This is a genomic window from Methanococcoides vulcani, assembly GCF_900111645.1.
GTDB lineage: Archaea > Halobacteriota > Methanosarcinia > Methanosarcinales > Methanosarcinaceae > Methanococcoides > Methanococcoides vulcani.
This window is the reverse complement of sequence record NZ_FOHQ01000008.1, coordinates 1-19,799: the sequence shown is the minus strand read 5'-3', so window position 1 is coordinate 19,799 and position 19,799 is coordinate 1. Positions and strand designations below refer to the sequence as shown.

Genomic DNA, 19,799 nt, shown 5'->3' with positions numbered 1-19,799 from the left:
ATATTTACATTTAGAGAACCAGGAGGTTATCAAATTATGAATGCACAAAAATTATTATCCATTTTCATTATCTTTGCCGTACTTACCTGTACCCTGATCGCAGTGGGTTGTACTGAAACTGATAATAAGAACGACATTGTTGAGACCGAACAGGACGAAGAAAATATCGTATCCCTTGACGAGATCATTGACATCGAATGGCAATGGTCAGGACTAATTGAAACACTTCCAGCCAGCCAGTCTGTAGTCCCTGATCCGGAAAACTACACACTTGTTTTGAAGTCAGACGGGACATACTCCATTAAGGCAGACTGCAACCTTGGAACAGGAGGCTACACACTGGAAGGAAATGATCTGACATTAGCACCAGGACCAATAACGCTTGCATACTGTGGTCCGGACTCGTTGGATAACCAGTATCTTTCCTTATTGAGCAATGTAACAACCGTCTCAATGGAAAATGATCAGCTTGTCCTAGGTGTTGGAGAGAACGGCGACAGAATGCTCTTTGTAAAGGGAGAAGTAGTCGAGCAGTGAAACACACCTATTCTCGATTATAATTTTGTACATGATGCGGGTGAAGAGCTTAATTCCTCTTTATCCCATATTTCAGAGGTATGAATTACTATAACTATAAAGAACTGTTTTAAAGAAACTGATCAGATATCCATTCCGATCTAATAGAGCATAAATTTGAAGACAGAAATTGTTTTATTTTGTGCCCCCGTATTATGTTTAATAATGTTTCTTACCTGGAGTGAAACAGTAAATCATGAATGATATCATCATCTGGTTACTTATTGTTCTTTGTCTTACCCAATCAGCGATCTTTTCCGGACTGACCATTGGTCTTTTTGGTCTGAGCCGCCTCAGGCTTGAGATAGAGGCCGAAGCTAACAACATACATGCAAAGAAGGTCTTAAAACTAAGAAGTGATCCGCATTTGCTCCTTTCTACCTTATTATGGGGTAATGTAGGTGTCAACGTACTTCTGACCCTTTTAACAGATTCAGTTATGATAGGTAGCTCTGCGTTCATATTCTCTACAGTATTCATCACCTGTTTCGGAGAAATAATGCCTCAGGCATATTTCACAAGAAATGCCTTAAAGATGGGTGCTTCCTTAACACCTCTTGTCAAATTGTACATAATACTGTTGTATCCTTTCACAAAGCCTTCTGCAATGATCCTTGACAGATGGCTCGGTACAGAGAAACTTGAGTATTTCAAAGAGACATCCCTGAGGATAATGCTACAGAAGCATATCAGAGCAGATGCAAGTGACATCGATAAGATGGAAGGACTTGGTGCTCTTAATTTCCTTTCACTGGATGATCTTAGCATAAAGCAGGAAGGTTCCCTCATAGACCAGAATTCCATAATAGAAATTGATACATATAACAACCGACCGATCTTTCCGGAGATCGGGACGCCGGAGTTTGAAGAATTGCTTCAGAAGATCGCAAGACCTGCCAAGAAATGGATAATAGCGGTAGATGAGAACGACCATCCGGTCGTAGCAATAGATTCTACGTCGTTCATAAGGGATGCCATCTACAAAAAACCATTCTATCCATTACGATATTGCCATGCTCCGATAATCGTAAAAAGCCCTAAGGAAAAAATAGGGGATGTGCTTCATAAGCTGAAGGTCTATCCTGTGGACTCTGAAGATGATGTCATAGATAATGACCTTATACTTTACTGGAATGATGACGATCCTGAAAAGATTGTCATAACAGGTTCTGATATACTTGGTCGCCTGTTCAGGGGTATCGTTAACAGGGTGAGATGATCGCCTTCTTTTTTTATTTGTTGTTCATCACAATGAAGGCTTTCAATAGATGTTAATTGTCAGCAATTTCCAGCCAGTAATGTTGATCAGAGTAGATATGTTTTTATCCTATATTCCTTATTAAGAACCATTCCGGAATACACATTAACTAAATAAAAAAAGTATTTGTGTTATCTAAGGATATATTTAATCTAATAAAACATGGTTATCACCAAAAAACAAGACAGGATACTAAAATATGCGAGATTTTGTGATAATTGCCCATAAAGCTTTGACAACAGGCGACTTTTCCCTCAATGACATGCCCGGAGCAGCCGGTCGCATGGATATCCTTTGCAGATGCATAAACTCATCATTGTTCTTATCCCATGATCTGAGAAGGGATGTTCAGGTTCATCTGGTACTGCTTGGAGAACCGGATCCCGGAAAGATAGTCCGTTTTGACGGAGAGCATATCAGATACCTGAACCCGGATGAGAGAAGTGCAGGTTCACTTATCAAGAAAGCACTCCAGAAAACAGCAGGAGAATGGGAAATACGCTCTACACCCGGAGTTTTCATGAGAAGGGGTGGCCTTGACACCCTCCTGTCCGAGTTCAGGGAAGCAGGACGCAGGTTTATCTACTTACATGAAGATGGTGAAGATATACGCGAAGTTTCCGACCTTACCGACAATGCTGTGTTCATTCTCGGTGACCATATGGGCGTCACTGAAGAGGAAGAACAAATGATAAATGAACAGGGAGCACAGAATATCTCCCTTGGCCCAATACCACTACATGCAGACCACTGTATAATACTGATCAACAATGAGATCGACAGGACAATTGCAGGAAAGGTCCAATAATATAAGGAACAGGAAGAAGGAAGTGACCAGGTGAACATACTCGATACTGCAAAGAAGATCATCCAGGAAGGACCCATATGTGACCACTGTATGGGAAGACAGTTCGCAAAGCTCTCCACCGGATTGACCAATGATGAAAGAGGACGTGCCGTAAAGCTCTCACTAGCTATGGAAGGCGACCGCCTGAACAAGGATGAAGGCGACAAGGAGATACTGGAAGAGTTGAGTAGCTCAAGTGTTAACGCCCGCAAGTCATTGAAAATGGAAGGCGAAGATGAAAAATGCTGGGTATGCCTGGGACTTTTTGAGAAGCTGGACGATTGGGCTGAAAGAGCTGAGATCGCACTTAAGGATTATGAATATTCCACTTTCCTTGTGGGAACAAAGATGAGCGGACTCCTGAGCGAGAACGAGGAGATACTCTGGACAGAGTCCGAAACTACTCATGCAGAACAGTTCAAGTCCGAGCTTAACCGTGAAGTAGGGAAGCTCATTGCAAAACGGACAAATAAAGATGTAGAGCTTGAGACCCCGGACATACTCGTGACACTTGACATTGCTAACGAAGAGGTCATTCTTCAGGTGCGCTCGGTCTATATCCTTGGAAGGTACAGGAAACTTGTGCGAACCATTCCGCAGACACGCTGGCCATGCCGGTCATGCAAGGGAAAGGGGTGCGAGGCATGCAACTTCACCGGAAAGCAGTATCCCGAATCAGTTGATGAGCTTACCAAGGACCCTGTTATCGAAGCACTGCGCTGCACTGACACGAAGTTCCATGGTGCAGGCCGTGAGGATATCGATGCCCTGATGCTCGGTACCGGAAGACCTTTCGTTGTAGAGGCTGTAGAACCACTACTTCGAACATGTGACCTTAAGAAAGTTGAAAAAGAGATCAATGATCGTGCTGCAGGCAAGATCGAAGTAATTGGTCTTACTTTTACACCAAAGGCCACTATCGAGGCTCTCAAGAGCTCAAAGGCGGATAAAGTTTATAACCTTAAAGTTACATTCAAAGAGCAAATTCCAGAGGAGAAACTCAGATCGGCCATCAATGATCTCATTGGTGCACAGATCGGCCAGAGAACACCACAGCGTGTATCCCACAGAAGGGCTGATCTGGTACGTAAGCGAACCGTCCATGACATAAAGCTTAACGAACTGACCGAGGACTATGCAATGATCGAAGTTCATTGCGAGGGTGGCCTCTATGTCAAAGAACTGATATCCAGCGACGAAGGAAGGACAGTACCAAGCCTTACAGGGCTCATCGGTACACAGGCTACCGTTGCCGAGCTGGACGTCATCGGCGTCGACATTTAAGTCGGCAAACCATCAGATTTATCAAATATAGGTCTTATCCACGACCTGAACAACGGAGGAAAATAATGCCAACATCACATGGTGAAAGAAGCTGTACTAGGTACAAATTGAAGAAAACTGTTAGGGAAAGGGGACTCTCTCCTGTAAGCAAGGCAATTCAGGAATTCGAAGACGGACAGATGGTCCACATCGATATCGACCCAAGCATACAGAAGGGAATGCCAAACGCAAAGTTCCAGGGAAAGACCGGTAAGGTACTTGGACAGCGCGGAAGAGCTTACCTTTTACAGGTCAGGGATGGAAATGCCATGAAAGAGGTCATTTCCCTGCCACAGCACCTGAAACCACAGAAATACAACTAAGTTCATGCTCCAGACTAGCAATAGTCTGGACACTGACACATTCAGGTGTCGATAGATATATCTATATCAACACCTATCTGAAAGATTACGTCTGCTACAACTGTGTGGCCCTCAAAACGGTAAACTATACTTAATTTCAAAGAGTGTATTTTAATGATAGTCAAACAAGTTCAGAGTGAAGAGTTATTGACTGTTCCCGAAGTCAAGGAAATACTTAACGAGATAATGGAAGAGCGCACGGAACGTGGCGAAGAACTGGGATATGAGCTGCGCAAGGCCATAAACCATGCAGACATGTTCGCAAAGATCAGTGCCGAAAAGTCCAGAGAACTTGTGGGCAAACTTCTTGAACTGGAGAAGATGAAACCTGAGATCGCAATCCATATCGCCGATATCATGCCTCAGAGCAGGGATGAGCTCAGGGCACTTTATGCAAAAGAGAGATTCACTTTGACCGAAGAAGAGCTGGATACGATGCTTAATCTAGTACTTGAGTCAATGGAATAATTTATATCTCATACTTTACTTTTTTTAATGGAGACAGTAAGTTTCATCACCGATGCACAACATACGGGAGGATACTATGAGAAAGAGGGGAACACCACCTGAGAAAGAGGATTACGCATGGGTCCTTGACTACCTACCTTATGGCAGTACAACAGACAAGCGTCCGGCATACCAGAAGAAACCTCTGGTCCAAGCAGTTGGTGATAAGCACTTTGTACTTATGGAGCTTGTTCCAAAAGAAGGAGCAAATCCACAGATACAGTCCCGCGTCTACATTGGTGACGGGGACAGAGATGAGATCGATCATGTAAAGCACAGGATACACTATCCGGAACTGAGCCATGGTGCACAGCTTGAGCTGCCTCATGTACTTGAGGAATGTGTCAGCCATCAGGAAGAAAAGTTCGTCAAATTCTTCAACGATGCACATCCGATAACAACAAGGCTGCATATGCTGGAGCTCCTGCCTGGTATCGGTAAGAAGCTCATGTGGGCTATCATCGATGAGCGCAAGAGAGGCGAGTTCAAGAACCTGAAGGACCTGCATGACCGTGTCGGAGGAGTACATACTCCTGAAAAGGTCATTGTTAACCGTATACTTGAAGAGCTTAAAGATGACAATATCAAATACAGGCTCTTTACAGTACCAATGCATCGTCCAAAAAATGATTAAAGACAGGTGTCATCGCCTTGGTAAGAAAACTTCTTCAGAAATATGGCATCCAGGGCGGATACCATGACCAACATTTTTTGATCGACGAACGAATTCTTGATTCTATTACCGAAGAGGCCAACATCTGCGAGGACGACGTTGTGCTCGAGATCGGGGGCGGTATCGGCAATCTTACAGAAAGGCTTTTGGAAAAAGCAGGAAAGGTCATAGTCATAGAACTTGACCCCCAGCTTGTTGATGTCCTTCATGACCGATTCTCCGACAACGAGAAGATCGAGATCATACATGGGGATGTTCTAAAGGTCGATATACCAGAGTTCAACAAAGTTGTGGCAAACCTCCCATATTCGATATCCTCGCCAATTACATTCAAGCTCTTCGAACATGACTTTGAACTGGGCGTACTGATGTATCAGTATGAGTTCGCACAGCGCATGGTTGCAGAAGCCAATACCGAGGACTACAGCAGGCTCTCAGTGAACACCTACTATTTTGCTGATGCCTCCATTATCATGAAGATCCCCCCTTCAGCATTCTCACCACCTCCGGAAGTATGGTCTGCCGTTGTCAAAGTTGTTCCCCGCCCATCACCATTTCAGGTTGATGATCCCGAATTTTTCCTGAATCTTGTCACAGCCGGTTTCCTTCAAAGGCGTAAAAAGCTCAGGAACGCAATTATCAAAGGTAATCATTTACTAAAGGTTCCGAACATCAAGCAGATAGTTGATGAACTGCCAGAGGAGCAGATGAACAAGCGTGCCGAGAACCTTGAACCCCATGAACTGGCCGACATTGCAAATCATATCTGCAGAATGAAGAACTCGATGTAAAGACCATGGTAACGATCACCTACAGGAATGCAAACATAAACCTTGATGAGCAGGTCTACGACCCCGCCGAGGATTCCTATTTGCTTGCTGACGTTGCCATTGATAATGCAAAGGAAGGCATGAAAGTGCTTGAGGTCGGAGCTGGCACCGGTTTTGTTTCAGCAGTCCTTCAGGAGAACGTCGATGTTGACCTTATTGCCACTGAGATAAGCCCTATTGCTGCCACTTGTGCAAGGGCGAGCGGTGTCGAGGTCATCAGGACAGATATGTTCACTTGCTTTAAGCACGGAACTATGTTCGACCTTATCCTGTTCAATCCACCCTACCTCCCCACATCAGAAGATGAGAAGGTTCCAGGATGGCTAAATTATGCTTTCGATGGCGGACCTGATGGCAGGGATGCAGTAAATCGTTTCATTGATGAGGTTCCGGAATATCTTAACAATAACGGAATGGTGCTTATCCTCATATCTTCACTTACAGGTATCGAGCAGGTAAAGGAACGCATGAAAGCCTGCGGATTTAAAGTTGAGACCTGTGATAGTGATAACTGCTTCTTTGAAGAACTTATAGTGGTAAAAGGCACGTTTCGTGAATCTGAACTTTGATCCTGCCAAAACTATAAGTTAAAGAATAGGTTTTGCGCATATTTCACACAACTCTTATATACGATTCCAAACCATCTATATTAGGGAGAAGATCCCTGATTCGTTTTATGCTATATCCTTCATGCAAAGCAGAGTCTGATATTTGGAGTTAAAGGAGTGATAAAAGATGCAATACAGCATGGGTATTGACGCAGGTGGTACTTACACTGATGCGGTAATAATAAGGGATTCGGATGGCGAGATCATTGACTCGAACAAAGCGCTTACCACCTACCCGAACCTTCTGGAAGGAATAAAAAACGCACTTGACGGAGTGGATCAGAATTACCTTCAGGACATAAAACTGGTCTCCGTATCCACCACACTTTCCACAAACACCATCCTTGAAGGTACCGGCTATTCTGTTGCACTTATCATGGCAGGGGATTATGTAATACCGGAAAATCATTCCATAAAGAACTATATTGTTGTCGAAGGCGGTCATGGTCCCAGCGGAGAGGAAATAGGTAAACTGGACATTGAAGCTGTCAGGGAATTCATTCTCCAGAACAAAGATGAGGTCTCGGCCTTTGCAGTTTCATCTTACTTCAGCATACGCAATCCTGAACATGAGCTCCAGATCAAGGAACTGATCAAAGACATGACAGGACTTCCAACTGTTTGCGGACATGAGCTTTCTCAGGATCTTGGTGCTTACAACCGTGGTATCACAGCATACCTTAACGCACAACTGATCCCAATAACAGATCATTTCATAGAGACGATCATCGGCGAAATGGACAGAAGGAACATAAACGCAAGACTTCTTATGCTCAAATGTGACGGTTCCGTGGTCGGTATCGATGAAGCAAAAGAAAAACCTATTGAATCCATCTTCTCAGGTCCCGCAGCAAGTCTTGTCGGTGCAGCCTACCTTAGCAGATCAAAGACCTGTACGGTCATTGATGTCGGAGGTACAAGTACAGATGTATCCATGATAGAAAATGAACTGCCGGAACTCTGTGATGAGGGAGCGGTGGTCGGCGGCTGGCAGACAAAGGTCAAGGCCATTCGCATGGAAACCTCTGCAATGGGCGGGGATAGCCATATCTGGATCAAGAACCAGAAACCAAATATAGGCCCAAGAAGGGTGGTCCCACTATGTGTTGCTGCAACAAAGTTCCCTTCGATACTTGAAAAGCTTAAGATGGCAAGAGTGCCCTCAAAAATGCTCCTGAGCGATAATATACAGCCCACTAAATTCTTTATTCGTTCAGGAAAGGAGCCCACATCCGAATTGAGCGCATCTGAACAGGAGATCTATGACAGGATCGGAGATGAACCCGTTTCCATAAATGGCATTTTCCTGGACAAACTTCCCTCACCGGTCTTCCTGGACCTGCTCATTCAGAAAAGGCTTGTACAGGCTATCGGATTTACTCCAACTGATGCACTGCATGTGCTCGGGGACTACAATGAATGGAATGCTGAAGCTTCAAACACTGCTGCTACCATACTTGGACGCATGACACATCAGAACAAGATAGAATTCTGCCAGCAGGTCAAAAATGAAGTTGCCAAGAATATGGCCATCTACCTTATGTCCTATCTTCTGGAAGATGTACATCCTGATGAGATCAGGAAGGTCATTGAAGGTGATTATCATACCAGGTTCAAGCTTGACGTTCCTGTAGTACTCCTCGGCGGGCCTGTAAGTGCTTATGTGGAAGATGTAAGAAAACTGATCGATGCAGATGTTATACTTCCGGAACATTCCGAAGTGGGCAATGCAGTGGGAGCACTTGTAGGAAAAGGTATCAAGAGGATCGAGATACTTATAAAGAATGTAAGAAAGAAATCGAAGATAAGTAATATCGTGTTCGTGCAAGGTGAACGAAAGGTCTTCATGACCCATCCTGAAGCTCTTGAATATGCCGATCAGCATGGTAGAGAACTTGTTCTCGGTTACATGAAAGAAGCCGGCCTGGATGCGGAGGATGTGCGCATAGACGTAACAAGGAACGATATTTCAATGTTTGGTGATAGCCTGCCACTGGAAACAAAGCTTGTTTTCGTGGGAATAGGGACGCCGAAGAGAGATATCTGAGAATTAACAAGGATCAAAAGTGGTCCACAGCTTGTCTGGATAACCTATGACAAGCTGAAAGAAGAGATCGCAAGCAAGTTCGAGTAACATCGAACTTCTTACAATCCGTAATAAAATCAGAATGTTCATATGGAAGTAACATATCCTAATGTTCTAATTAACGATTCTAATATTAATTAAAACGTGGAAACTGCGCTTTATGTGATACTGGCAAGCAGATCACTGTTAAGCAAACACCAAATCAAATTCACTATAAAGGAATAAGATCATGAAATACAGTCTTGGTATTGATGCAGGAGGAACTTACACTGACGCCGTTCTTATCAGCGACGCGGATGGAAAGATCGTCGATTCTATAAAAGCAAGGACAACCTATCCTGACCTTTTGATCGGTATACAGAACGCTTTTGACGGACTTGACCAATCTATTCTCAAACAGGTTAAACTTGTGTCAGTATCCACGACCCTGGCAACCAACACAATTCTGGAAAAGACCGGCTACCCAGTGGGACTTATCCTTGTAGGAAAAACAGATTCCCCAAGGAATTCTGCGATCAAGTATTACATCTCTGTGGAAGGCGGACACAGTACCGGTGGTAATGAGACCGCTCCGTTAGATCTTCATTCGGTTGAGGAGTTCGTTCAGAATGTAAGGAACAAAGTATCAGCATTTGCCGTTTCATCTTATTTCAGCGTCAGGAACCCCGAACACGAACTGAAGGTAAAGGAACTTATTACAGAGCTTACCGGAATGCCTGTGATCTGCGGACACGAGCTCTCCCAGTCACTGGGTGCATACGACAGAGGAATTACAGCATTCCTGAACGCCCAGCTGCTACCAATAGCCAACCAGTTCATGAACACAGTCGCTTCTGAGGTTAACCGCCGTGGAATAGATGCAAAGCTCATGATGCTGAAATGTGATGGTTCCATCGTGGGAATGAATGAAGCCCTTAAACATCCTATCGAATCAATATTTACAGGACCTGCCGCCAGCCTTGTAGGTGCAGCTTACCTGTCAAAGGAACCAAGCTGCGTGGTGATCGACGTGGGCGGTACAAGTACTGATGTTTCTCTGACTGTCAACGGATTACCTCAGATCTCTGATTCCGGTGCCATTGTAGGTGGCTGGCAGACAAAAGTGGAAGCTATCAAGATGGAAACCTCTGCAATGGGTGGTGACAGCCATGTCTGGGTCATGAACCATGTGCTCAATATAGGTCCGAGAAGGGTTGTTCCGCTGTGTGTTGCAGCTACAGAGCATCCGAATATCATTAAGAAGCTGAAGCAGGGACAATCAATTTCGAGAACACAACTGGGTGAGAACATCCAGCCAACGAAATTCTTTGTGAGGACAGAGCAGAAACCTATCGAACTGACCCAAAGGGAAGAGGAACTGCTGAACAGGATCGGGGATGAACCAGTTTCTGTCAGCGAAATACACTGGGAAAGCAGAAGAATGCCTTCCCCAATGCTCCTTGACAGCCTGATACAAAAAAGACTTGTACAGGCCATCGGATTTACACCGACCGACGTATTGCATGTGCTTGGGGATTACAACGAATGGAATACAGAAGCAGCAATTATCGGTGCAGAACAAATGTGCATCTTTGCAGACATGGAGGTAAAGGACCTCTGCCTTGAGATCAAAAGAAAAGTAGCAAAGAACATGGCATTAAATCTCCTTTCCTACCTCATGGAAACCATGGATGCTAAAGAGATCGAAAAAGGTCTCGATGGCGATTTCTTTGCAGGATTTAAGGTCGATGTCCCGGTAGTGCTCCTTGGAGGACCTGTACGTGCATATACCGAAGAGATAAAGAAGTTCGTGGATGCAAACATAATCCTCCCTGAACTCGCCGAAGTCGGAAATGCAGTAGGCGCTCTTGCAGGAAAAGGGGTCAAAAGGATAGAGATCCTCATCCGGGCAACCTTCGGCGAATCCAAGTACAACCTTAAACCAACCTCAATTTCAGTCTTCTCCCCTCTTGGAAAAGATGAGATGAGCAACTATAAGGAAGCAGTGACCTATGCAGAAGAACTTGGCAACAAACTGGTCATGGATTACATGAGGGATTCAGAGCTCGATGATGGCAATATCAACATCGAAGTTACCAAAAAGGTGATCAACCCGTTAGATACAGGGGTGCCTCTGGAAACGAAGTATGCTTTCCTGGGTATTGCTGAACTGAAGAAGTAAGTCATACCCTTAAATATCAACATCCCATATTCTATTTTCGGGAATTCGATATGACACTAACAGGACATGCCTATGCACTCGGTGCAGGAACCATCATTAATGCCATTGCTACCTGGAAAGGATCAGCTTTCGGGGTTGACCTGAAGACCTTTGCGGATGTTGAACTTACAAATAACAGTTCTTCTATAACCGGAAGTATTGAAAATGTGCCGCAAGGGGACACCACGCTTATTGAAAGGTCGGTTGAGCTTGTTCTGGAGCATTTTGGCATTGAAATGGGAGGAACTGTCCTCACGCGTACCGAAGTGCCACTTGCAAGCGGATTGAAAAGCAGCAGTGCGGCTGCGAATGCAACCATTCTTGCAACTCTTGATGCCATTGGTGAGACAATGGAACCTATGGATGCGGTACATATCGGCGTAAGGGCTGCAAAGGATACAGGCGTTACCATCACAGGAGCTCTTGATGATGCATGTGCGTCTTTTTTTGGCGGGATCGTTGTGGCGGACAACAGGAAGAACGAACTTATCAAACGCACCGAGAAAGAGATGGATGTAATTATCTTTGCACCTGACAGGCAGGCCTTTAGTTCACAGACAAACGTACAGAACTCGGAGCTTATAGCGCCCTGGATCGATATGGCATATGAGCTTGCACTTGAAGGGGAATATGAGAAAGCCATGACGCTTAACGGTTTCCTCTACTGCGGAGCACTTGGTTTCAGTACTGATATAATGATGGAAGCACTGAGAATCGGAGTGAAAGGAGTGAGCTTATCGGGCACCGGACCCGCATATTCTGCACTTGTGGATAAAGATCTGGCAAATGAGCTTGTAAATATATGGGAAGAGTGTGGAACTACCGGAAAAGTGATAAATACCAAGATTAATAATGAAGGTTCAATGAAACTTTAATTTCGTGGGTGAACATGACCGCAATAAATGAAGTTCGCAGTAAGATCGAGAAGATAGATCACGAGATCATAAGACTGATCGCGGAACGGACCGATCTTGCAGATGATGTGTTGGAGAGCAAGAGACAGGAACACAGGGCTATCAATGATGATACGCAGAACCATGTTGTTCTTGACAGGGCTACTAACATTGCAACCGAAAGAAACCTTGATTCCGGCGCCGTAAAAGAGATATTTGAGATCCTTATCAGGATGAGCATTGAGCGCCAGCATGAACTTAGCGGGGAAGGGAACCTTCCCTGATGGAGATAAAAAATGGTAGATATTTCAATATTAATGGGCTCAGAATCAGATCACGCAATTGCAAACCGTGTTACGAAAGTATTGGAAGAAACAAATTACACCTTCGAAGTAAATGTTATCTCCGCACACAGAGACCCTGATAAACTTGAAGATCACATCGCCAACAGTGATGCAAAGGTCTTCATTGCTATTGCAGGACTATCCGCCGCACTTCCGGGAGTTATTGCTTCCAGGACGATGAAGCCTGTGATCGGTGTACCTGTCAGTGCAAAGCTTGGCGGTCTTGACGCATTACTATCAGTTGTGCAGATGCCACCCGGAGTACCTGTTGCCAGCGTTGGTATTGATAACGGTGCAAATGCTGCAAAACTTGCAATAAGGATCCTTGACCTTATTTAATAATTAGTTCAATAAAATTTAATGAAAAAGTGATTTAAAAAGAAGTAGAACTAAAAAGAAATAGAACAGGAAAAGAACTCCTTTTTCTTTCTTAGTTTTCTTTAATAAATTTTATTATTTTCCATTTTTTTCTTTCATTTTTATTGTGAAACGGCTTTTATGGATGCACATGATCTACAAAAGCTTTAGCATTGTTTCTGACAAAGAAAATACTTCGATCAAGTATAACAAACCATCTGAAAATATATCGACCCATAGCTTTCAGACAGGATTGAAATAGTTAAATATATTTAGTTGAATGTCTCTAGTATAACAATAACAAAAGTTCTCAAAAAATGACATTCTGGCATATTCCCTGTAAATACCTGCATATCATACTGTTTAAAATGTGAATTAACCATGGACTACGAAATGACTGCTAATGAAGAAGCCGAACTTTTCGGTGAAGATTTTAACACTACAAATTCAATAGATGTACCTGAATTACTTATCGACCAGGTCATCGGGCAGGAGCACGCCGTCGAAGTTGTAAAGAAAGCAGCTAGCCAAAGGCGTCATGTAATGATGGTAGGTACACCGGGTACCGGAAAATCAATGCTCGCAAAGGCAATGGCTGAACTTTTGCCAAAGGAAGAACTTGAAGATATAATGGCATATCCGAATATTGAGGACAGCAACAACCCAAAGATCAGGCAAGTGCCTGCCGGGAAAGGCAGGGAGATCGTGTTGGCCCATAAGATGGAATCACGCAAGAAAGCCCAGTCACGCAACATGATGATGATGTTCCTGGTCTTTGGTATTGTGATGTATTCCTTCTATGTTGGTCAGTTACTATGGGGTATCATTGCAGCTATCATGATACTTATGCTGACAAGACAGTTCATGCCAAAAGAAGAACTGATGATACCAAAGCTCATCGTTTCAAATTACCAGAAAGATCAGGCACCATACATCGATGCAACAGGAACACACGCTGGTGCACTTCTTGGAGATGTCAGGCATGACCCATTCCAGTCAGGTGGACTTGAAACACCTGCTCATGACAGGGTAGAGAGCGGTGATATCCACAAATCACACAAGGGTGTACTTTTCATCGATGAAATGAACACTCTGAAGATCGAATCCCAGCAAAGCCTCCTCACAGCATTACAGGAAAGGGAATATGCTATTACCGGCCAGTCCGAGCGCAGTTCCGGTGCACTGGTAAAGACAGAGCCAGTACCATGTGATTTCATCATGGTGGCAGCAGGTAACCTCGATGCTATGGAAAAGCTGCATCCTGCACTACGCTCACGTATCAAGGGTTATGGATATGAGGTCTTCATGAGAGATTCCATGGAAGACACCATTGAGAACAGGAAGTCAGTTGTACGCTTTGTAGCACAGGAGGTTGCACGCGACGGACACATCCCTCAATTTGATAAAAGTGCGGTAAACGAGATCATCAGGGAAGCAAGAAGAAGGGCAGGCCGAAAAGGTCATCTTACGCTTAAATTCCGTGATCTGGGAGGGCTTGTCAGGGTCGCCGGTGACATTGCTCACGCTGAGAACGTGGAGGTCACAACTGCAAGGCATGTTCTTGCAGCCAAGAAGATCGCACGTTCAATTGAACAACAACTCGCAGACAGCTATCTGGAAAGGCGTAAGGACTACCAGCTCTTTACCAAGATCGGAGCAGCGGTCGGCAGGGTCAACGGACTTGCGGTCATGGGTGGAGATTCCGGGATTGTGCTTCCGATCATGGCAGAGGTCACACCGACACAGTCTGCTGGCGAAGGACACGTTATCGCCACCGGTATGCTGAAAGATATAGCAAAGGAAGCTGTGCAGAATGTTTCAGCGGTCATCAAGAACGTAACAGGAGAGAACGTGATCAATCACGACATTCACATCCAGTTCGTGGGAACATATGAAGGTGTGGAAGGTGACAGTGCATCAATATCAATTGCAACTGCCGTTATATCTGCAATGGAGAAAATTCCTATCGACCAGACCGTTGCTATGACCGGATCCCTTTCTGTCAGAGGAGATGTACTTCCAATAGGCGGTGCTACCTACAAGATAGAAGCTGCAGCACAGGCAGGTATCAAGAAGGTCATCATTCCAAAGTCCAACAAGGACGATGTGCTTATTGAGGAGAACTATAAGGATATGGTTGAGATCATACCTGTAACAACAATTGCAGAGGTCATCGAACATAGCCTTGTAGGTGAAGATAAAGCAGGTATTATTGAAAAGCTCAGGAAACTGACCGAGATGAATGCTATTGAGATGCCTGAAAGTGAACCGGTCACAGGTAGCGATAATGTCTGAAGTTTGTTTTTACGATGTCAGGGTGATCGATGGTACATCTACCTCGATCGTCCTTGATAATGGCAATATAGAAGAGATCTCGGTAAATTACAGCAGAGGTTGCGGAGTTCGCGCATTATGCGGAGGCTCCTGGGGATTTACCACAGCAGAAGGGAATTTTGATATTAACGATGCCATAAGTTCAGCTTCAGAGCTTGCACAGCAGATGAACAACATCTCCCCAAAGGAGAAGGTCGAGCTCAAGCCCATGGAAGAACCTGTGCTAAAAGACCTACCTGTTGCCACTATTGACCCGAAGGATATACCAATTGAAGATAAGGTCCAGTTATTGAAGGATATAGACAGTCATGCAAAGATAGATGGAATTAGCAGTACTTCTGCAGTTTATTCTGAAGCTTCTGTCAAAATACAATACATCAATTCCGAAGGTATTGATTGTGAATACGATCTTATAAGGACCGGATTCGCCATCAGTGCAGTGGCCAGTGAAGGAGGAGCCTACCAGGTAGGCAGGGAAAGTCGTTTTGGAGTTTCCGGCTATGAACTTTTTGAGAAGAACGATGTATTTGCTCTTGCAGAATCCGCAGGAAGAACAGCCGTGGAGCTACTTGGTGCAAAGCAGGCAAAAGGTGGAACACTGCCTGTGATACTTGATCCGGAGCTTGCAGGTGTTTTTGCCCATGAAGCAGTAGGTCATGCTTCCGAAGCAGACCTTGTCCTTGAAGGAAGCTCCATACTTGCCGGACGCATCGGAGAACAGATCGCATCACCGCTTATTAGCATAATCGATGACCCCACTATTCATGAGTACGGGTACTACCCCTTTGATTCCGAGGGAGTAAGATCATCAAAGACCACCATCATCAAAGATGGAACTTTAAATTCATACCTGCATTCAAGAGAAACTGCAGCAGCTCTTGGCGGAGAACCCGGGAACTGTCGTGCACAGGGATACTCTGCACCTATCGTAAGGATGAGCAATACCTACATTGACAATGGTAATTCCAATTTTGACGAGATGCTGGAGGAGGTCAAAGATGGAATGTACCTTACCGGCTCACGTGGCGGCCAGGTCAATACAGGTGAGGGGATATTCCAGTTCAATGCCGAAAAAGGATATCTTATCGAGAATGGGGAAGTTACCACATTGCTTCGCGATGTATCCCTTTCCGGTAAAACACTTGAGATCCTTAATAATGTCACCCTGGTCGGAAACGACCTTAAGATGCATTCGGGCAGATGTGGTAAAGGCGGTCAGCTTGCACCGGTCTCGGATGGTTCACCACACATATCCATTTCAAAAGCACTTGTAGGAGGTGCCTGAGATGTTCGATCTTGCCGAAAAAACACTGAAAATAGCTGAACAACTTGGTGCCGATGAAGCTGAAGTTTTTATCATACACAGCCGATCCATAACTGCAGATATAAAGAAGAACACGATCGAATCTGCAAAAGAGAGGGGTAGTGAAGGTATAGGAATTCGCACTATTGTCAATGGAGCAGTCGGCTTTGCAAGCACAAATATCGTGGAACGCATCGATGAAGCTGTAAAAGTAGCTGTAGCTTCTGCAAAAGTGAGAGAAAGCGATCCGGAATGGACATCATTGCCTTCAAATTCAAAATATCCGAAAGTTTCAGGAACCTTTGATAAAAAGATAGATGAACTTGGGCTGGATGAGTGTATTTCCCTGACAGGGGAAATGATCAATGGTGCATTGTCCGTGCCAGATATCAACACAACATCAGGAAGTTTCTCTACAACGATCAGCAAACAACTAATAATGAACACAAACGGTGTTGAAGTGATCGATGAAGGTACAGGAGTTTCCGGTTTCGTGGATGTCATCACAACAGATGGAGATATCTCTACAGCCTATGACTTCGAGGTATCACGCTCCCTTGACATTGATACATTCAATATAGGGAAAAATGCTGCAGATCTTGCTATCAGATCACAGAACGGCATATCCATTGAACCACAAAAAACGAATGTCATACTCCATCCATTTGCATTTTCCGACATCCTCGGAAATACGTTCGAGCCATCCATTGATGCTGATAATGTGCAGAAAGGACGCTCTTCACTTATAGGAAAGATCGATGAGAGCATTGCCACATCCGAACTAACAATAATAGATGATGGTACTCTTCATGCTGGAATGGAAACATCCATCTCAGATGAAGAGGGAACTCCTTCTCAGCGCACAACGCTCATCGAAAAAGGGGTTTTCAGATCCTACCTGTATGATAACTATACCGCAGGAAAGGGTAAGACCACCAGTACAGGAAATGGTATACGTCACTCCTATTCATCCACACCTTCGGTAGGTTCACGTAATCTGATCATAGATTATCCTCAAAGCGATGTAATAGGAGAGACTGATGAAGGCGTCTTTATCAATACGGTGATCGGCGCTCATACTGCAAATGCTATTTCAGGAGACTTTTCAGTGGAAGCCAGAAATGCTTTCACAATAAAGGATGGTAAAATAGACAAACCTATCAAATCACTTATGCTTTCAGGTAATATATTTGAGATGCTTAATAATATAACAGGTGCAGGAACCGATGTTCGCAAGGTTGGCGGAACCGTGACACCACCACTAAAAGTGGCTAACATGAGCATTGTGGGATAAAAAAAGAGAACAATAACGGGTATCAATTCATAAGTAAATAGTATGATAGTAATGATTATATATTGTTCATTACAATACTGATAGAAGGTTCAAATACAAAAACCGCTCCCTGAAAACTGATATTCGGTGGTAGTGTTGTTCTACATGACCAATAATGAATTTGAACCCGTTACCTGTCCATTAGGTGTTAATATGGCTGAGAATGGTAGAACCAAAATACTTGTCGTCGACGATGAACCTGATAATGTCGAATTACTTACCGCATACCTATCCTACGATTATGACATTATTCCAGCATACAGCGGCAGGGAAGCTCTTAAGATACTGGAAAATTCACAACCGAATTTACCGGACCTTGTTCTTATGGATATAATGTTAAAGGATGGAATGGACGGTGTGGAAGCTGCAAACCATATCCATATCAACTACGAGATCCCTCTTGTCTATATCACGGCTTATGCTGATGACACCATTATGCAAAGAGCAAAGTTGACAGAACCTTTTGGTTACATACTCAAACCCTTCGAGGAAAGTGAACTTCGCACCAATATCGAAATTGCTCTTTACAAACATGAGATGGAAAGCAAATTAAAAGAGAGCCAGAAGTGGCTCACTGCAATACTGAACAACACCGGCGATGCAATGATCGCAACTGACCAAGATGGTTACATAAAGTTCATGAACCCCTTTGCAGAAGCACTTACCGGCTGGAAGCAGGATGATGTACTTGGAAAACCATTAAAGGACATCTTCTATGTCGAAAGTGAAGATACAGGAAAAGCCGCTGAGGACCCCGTTGAGAAAGTAATTCGGGAAGGCATGTTCTATGGACTTGCAAGCCAGACACTTCTGGTTACAAAGACCAACACAAGGATCCCTGTCGATATCATCGGATCACCCATTAAAGGCGAGAACGACAAATTGATAGGTATTCTGATAAGCTTCTGTGATATTTCAGATCGAAAAAGGATCGAGAACCTTATCTACAAAAATAGTACTTTCACCGAACATTAAGCTTGAATCTAATAGCGACAGTAACTTTTATTGTTGCTAATCAATGCTTGCTTGATGCACAGACTATAAACATTTCGTACATTTCTGTTTATATATCCAATTTATTTTTTGTTCTTGTGAATTACATCTGAGAGAATTCCTGATTCCTCTGACTTCTTGATCTTTTGTTCGATGTCAACTGGTTGAGCTTCATTTACCTGAGCTGGAGATGCAGCTTCAGCTGCCTGAATCGATATTTCCCGCACATTCGTATCATCAGAAGTACTTTCAGAACCAGCTTCTTCTGTAACTTTTATCTCATCAAGGAAGTTGGCAACCTTGTCCCTCGCTTTGATATGATAACCTTTTGAAACGGCAACATATAAAGCAGATATCAACATAATTATTGGTATTCCAAAGAATAGCATTTTCAGACCCAAACCAGTTGAGGATCCTTCACCTGATTCACTTGCAACAATACCTGCATCCCCTTCCAAAGCCAATGCCGGTTTCTCCTTTATAGGTTCAGGAACCTTGCTGCCTTCAGCAACAGCTTCTTCACCGGCATCCAATGAAACAGGTTCACTCTCGATATATTCAATTACTGCAAAGTGTGAATATAGATCACCTGATGTAGCCGCCTCATAGTAAATATACTCATCATCCTCATCGGTCTTTTCTGTATTCAAAACATGCCAGTCACCACTGCGATAAATGCTTAGTTTTACAGAATATTCAGAAACCCCGTTATCTTCAAGCCAGGTACGGTTCACTCTGAATCCCACATCAGAAGTTGTCAGCCTGTTTTTAAGTGCATCATCACCGACCCAGATATTGATGTTCTTATACACCCTGCCTTCTGCCGAAGTTGATATCATTGAAGAGGTCGATTTGAGAGATTCGACTATTGCCTTTACATCCCCCACATTAAGATCTGTTGAGATGTTGATGTAAGTAATGTCAATACCTTCATTCTTAAATGTAAATGAATTTCCAAGGTCTCTTATCACA

At 43.9% G+C, this 19,799-nt stretch carries 19 protein-coding genes; 18 read left to right on the top strand and 1 reads right to left on the bottom strand.

Annotated elements, in window-relative coordinates:
• The first annotated feature begins 36 nt into the window (after positions 1-36).
• The 18 genes from BMX02_RS10655 (at position 37) to BMX02_RS10570 (ending at position 18,809) form a co-directional block, all read left to right on the top strand.
• The gene (locus BMX02_RS10655; protein ID WP_091690673.1) at positions 37-537 is read left to right on the top strand and encodes an META domain-containing protein; all 501 of its coding nucleotides are present in this window, start codon (positions 37-39) and stop codon (positions 535-537) included.
• A 235-nt stretch (positions 538-772) separates the two neighbouring features.
• Positions 773-1,795, top strand: coding sequence for a DUF21 domain-containing protein (locus BMX02_RS10650; protein ID WP_091690671.1), 1,023 nt, complete (start codon positions 773-775; stop codon positions 1,793-1,795).
• Positions 1,796-2,033: 238 nt separating this feature from the next.
• On the top strand, positions 2,034-2,642 hold the full coding sequence (gene trmY / locus BMX02_RS10645; protein WP_091690669.1) for a tRNA (pseudouridine(54)-N(1))-methyltransferase TrmY: 609 nt from the start codon (positions 2,034-2,036) through the stop codon (positions 2,640-2,642).
• Positions 2,643-2,672: 30 nt separating this feature from the next.
• On the top strand, positions 2,673-3,965 hold the full coding sequence (locus BMX02_RS10640; RefSeq protein WP_091690668.1) for a tRNA pseudouridine(54/55) synthase Pus10: 1,293 nt from the start codon (positions 2,673-2,675) through the stop codon (positions 3,963-3,965).
• 65 nt (positions 3,966-4,030) lie between these two features.
• Entirely contained in the window at positions 4,031-4,327 is a 297-nt protein-coding gene (locus tag BMX02_RS10635; RefSeq protein ID WP_091690666.1) for a 50S ribosomal protein L21e, read from the top strand.
• A gap of 153 nt (positions 4,328-4,480) precedes the next feature.
• Positions 4,481-4,834 carry an RNA polymerase Rpb4 family protein gene (locus BMX02_RS10630; RefSeq protein WP_091690664.1) on the top strand — a complete coding sequence of 118 codons (354 nt, stop codon included), beginning with the start codon at positions 4,481-4,483 and terminating at the stop codon, positions 4,832-4,834.
• A 76-nt stretch (positions 4,835-4,910) separates the two neighbouring features.
• Positions 4,911-5,507 (top strand): DUF655 domain-containing protein, encoded by a 597-nt coding sequence (locus BMX02_RS10625; protein ID WP_091690662.1) that lies wholly within the window; start codon positions 4,911-4,913, stop codon positions 5,505-5,507.
• A 17-nt stretch (positions 5,508-5,524) separates the two neighbouring features.
• Entirely contained in the window at positions 5,525-6,337 is an 813-nt protein-coding gene (rsmA, locus tag BMX02_RS10620; RefSeq protein WP_177165269.1) for a 16S rRNA (adenine(1518)-N(6)/adenine(1519)-N(6))-dimethyltransferase RsmA, read from the top strand.
• Positions 6,338-6,342: 5 nt separating this feature from the next.
• Positions 6,343-6,945, top strand: coding sequence for a HemK2/MTQ2 family protein methyltransferase (locus BMX02_RS10615; protein WP_091690661.1), 603 nt, complete (start codon positions 6,343-6,345; stop codon positions 6,943-6,945).
• Between the two features lie 166 nt (positions 6,946-7,111).
• Positions 7,112-9,031, top strand: coding sequence for a hydantoinase/oxoprolinase N-terminal domain-containing protein (locus BMX02_RS10610; protein WP_091690660.1), 1,920 nt, complete (start codon positions 7,112-7,114; stop codon positions 9,029-9,031).
• 268 nt (positions 9,032-9,299) lie between these two features.
• Positions 9,300-11,231 carry a hydantoinase/oxoprolinase N-terminal domain-containing protein gene (locus tag BMX02_RS10605; protein ID WP_091690659.1) on the top strand — a complete coding sequence of 644 codons (1,932 nt, stop codon included), beginning with the start codon at positions 9,300-9,302 and terminating at the stop codon, positions 11,229-11,231.
• A 50-nt stretch (positions 11,232-11,281) separates the two neighbouring features.
• The gene (locus BMX02_RS10600; protein ID WP_091690658.1) at positions 11,282-12,145 is read left to right on the top strand and encodes a shikimate kinase; all 864 of its coding nucleotides are present in this window, start codon (positions 11,282-11,284) and stop codon (positions 12,143-12,145) included.
• 14 nt (positions 12,146-12,159) lie between these two features.
• On the top strand, positions 12,160-12,447 hold the full coding sequence (locus BMX02_RS10595; protein ID WP_091690657.1) for a chorismate mutase: 288 nt from the start codon (positions 12,160-12,162) through the stop codon (positions 12,445-12,447).
• A gap of 12 nt (positions 12,448-12,459) precedes the next feature.
• Entirely contained in the window at positions 12,460-12,846 is a 387-nt protein-coding gene (gene purE, locus BMX02_RS10590) for a 5-(carboxyamino)imidazole ribonucleotide mutase (protein WP_091690656.1), read from the top strand.
• Between the two features lie 399 nt (positions 12,847-13,245).
• Positions 13,246-15,159 (top strand): ATP-dependent protease LonB, encoded by a 1,914-nt coding sequence (lonB, locus tag BMX02_RS10585; protein WP_091690655.1) that lies wholly within the window; start codon positions 13,246-13,248, stop codon positions 15,157-15,159.
• Positions 15,152-16,483 (top strand): TldD/PmbA family protein, encoded by a 1,332-nt coding sequence (locus BMX02_RS10580; protein ID WP_091690654.1) that lies wholly within the window; start codon positions 15,152-15,154, stop codon positions 16,481-16,483. Before lonB ends, BMX02_RS10580 begins: the two co-directional genes overlap by 8 nt.
• A 1-nt stretch (position 16,484) precedes the next feature.
• Positions 16,485-17,795 (top strand): TldD/PmbA family protein, encoded by a 1,311-nt coding sequence (locus BMX02_RS10575; protein ID WP_091690653.1) that lies wholly within the window; start codon positions 16,485-16,487, stop codon positions 17,793-17,795.
• A gap of 144 nt (positions 17,796-17,939) precedes the next feature.
• On the top strand, positions 17,940-18,809 hold the full coding sequence (locus tag BMX02_RS10570; protein WP_244624870.1) for an ATP-binding response regulator: 870 nt from the start codon (positions 17,940-17,942) through the stop codon (positions 18,807-18,809).
• A 101-nt stretch (positions 18,810-18,910) separates the two neighbouring features.
• Here the strand turns inward: BMX02_RS10570 and BMX02_RS10565 are convergent.
• Positions 18,911-19,799, bottom strand: an 889-nt coding sequence (locus BMX02_RS10565; RefSeq protein WP_177165268.1) for a PGF-pre-PGF domain-containing protein, incomplete at its 5' end; no start/stop codon positions are given.

Bases quoted from the DNA above. Each gene is read 5' to 3' on its own strand.
- BMX02_RS10655 (WP_091690673.1), top strand. From the start codon at position 37: ATGAATGCACAAAAATTATTATCCATTTTCATTATCTTTGCCGTACTT.
- BMX02_RS10570 (WP_244624870.1), top strand. From the start codon at position 17,940: ATGACCAATAATGAATTTGAACCCGTTACCTGTCCATTAGGTGTTAAT.
- BMX02_RS10635 (WP_091690666.1), top strand. From the start codon at position 4,031: ATGCCAACATCACATGGTGAAAGAAGCTGTACTAGGTACAAATTGAAG.
- BMX02_RS10650 (WP_091690671.1), top strand. From the start codon at position 773: ATGAATGATATCATCATCTGGTTACTTATTGTTCTTTGTCTTACCCAA.
- BMX02_RS10580 (WP_091690654.1), top strand. From the start codon at position 15,152: ATGTCTGAAGTTTGTTTTTACGATGTCAGGGTGATCGATGGTACATCT.
- BMX02_RS10610 (WP_091690660.1), top strand. From the start codon at position 7,112: ATGCAATACAGCATGGGTATTGACGCAGGTGGTACTTACACTGATGCG.
- trmY (WP_091690669.1), top strand. From the start codon at position 2,034: ATGCGAGATTTTGTGATAATTGCCCATAAAGCTTTGACAACAGGCGAC.
- BMX02_RS10625 (WP_091690662.1), top strand. From the start codon at position 4,911: ATGAGAAAGAGGGGAACACCACCTGAGAAAGAGGATTACGCATGGGTC.
- BMX02_RS10600 (WP_091690658.1), top strand. From the start codon at position 11,282: ATGACACTAACAGGACATGCCTATGCACTCGGTGCAGGAACCATCATT.
- lonB (WP_091690655.1), top strand. From the start codon at position 13,246: ATGGACTACGAAATGACTGCTAATGAAGAAGCCGAACTTTTCGGTGAA.
- BMX02_RS10630 (WP_091690664.1), top strand. From the start codon at position 4,481: ATGATAGTCAAACAAGTTCAGAGTGAAGAGTTATTGACTGTTCCCGAA.
- BMX02_RS10605 (WP_091690659.1), top strand. From the start codon at position 9,300: ATGAAATACAGTCTTGGTATTGATGCAGGAGGAACTTACACTGACGCC.
- BMX02_RS10575 (WP_091690653.1), top strand. From the start codon at position 16,485: ATGTTCGATCTTGCCGAAAAAACACTGAAAATAGCTGAACAACTTGGT.
- BMX02_RS10595 (WP_091690657.1), top strand. From the start codon at position 12,160: ATGACCGCAATAAATGAAGTTCGCAGTAAGATCGAGAAGATAGATCAC.
- purE (WP_091690656.1), top strand. From the start codon at position 12,460: ATGGTAGATATTTCAATATTAATGGGCTCAGAATCAGATCACGCAATT.
- BMX02_RS10615 (WP_091690661.1), top strand. From the start codon at position 6,343: ATGGTAACGATCACCTACAGGAATGCAAACATAAACCTTGATGAGCAG.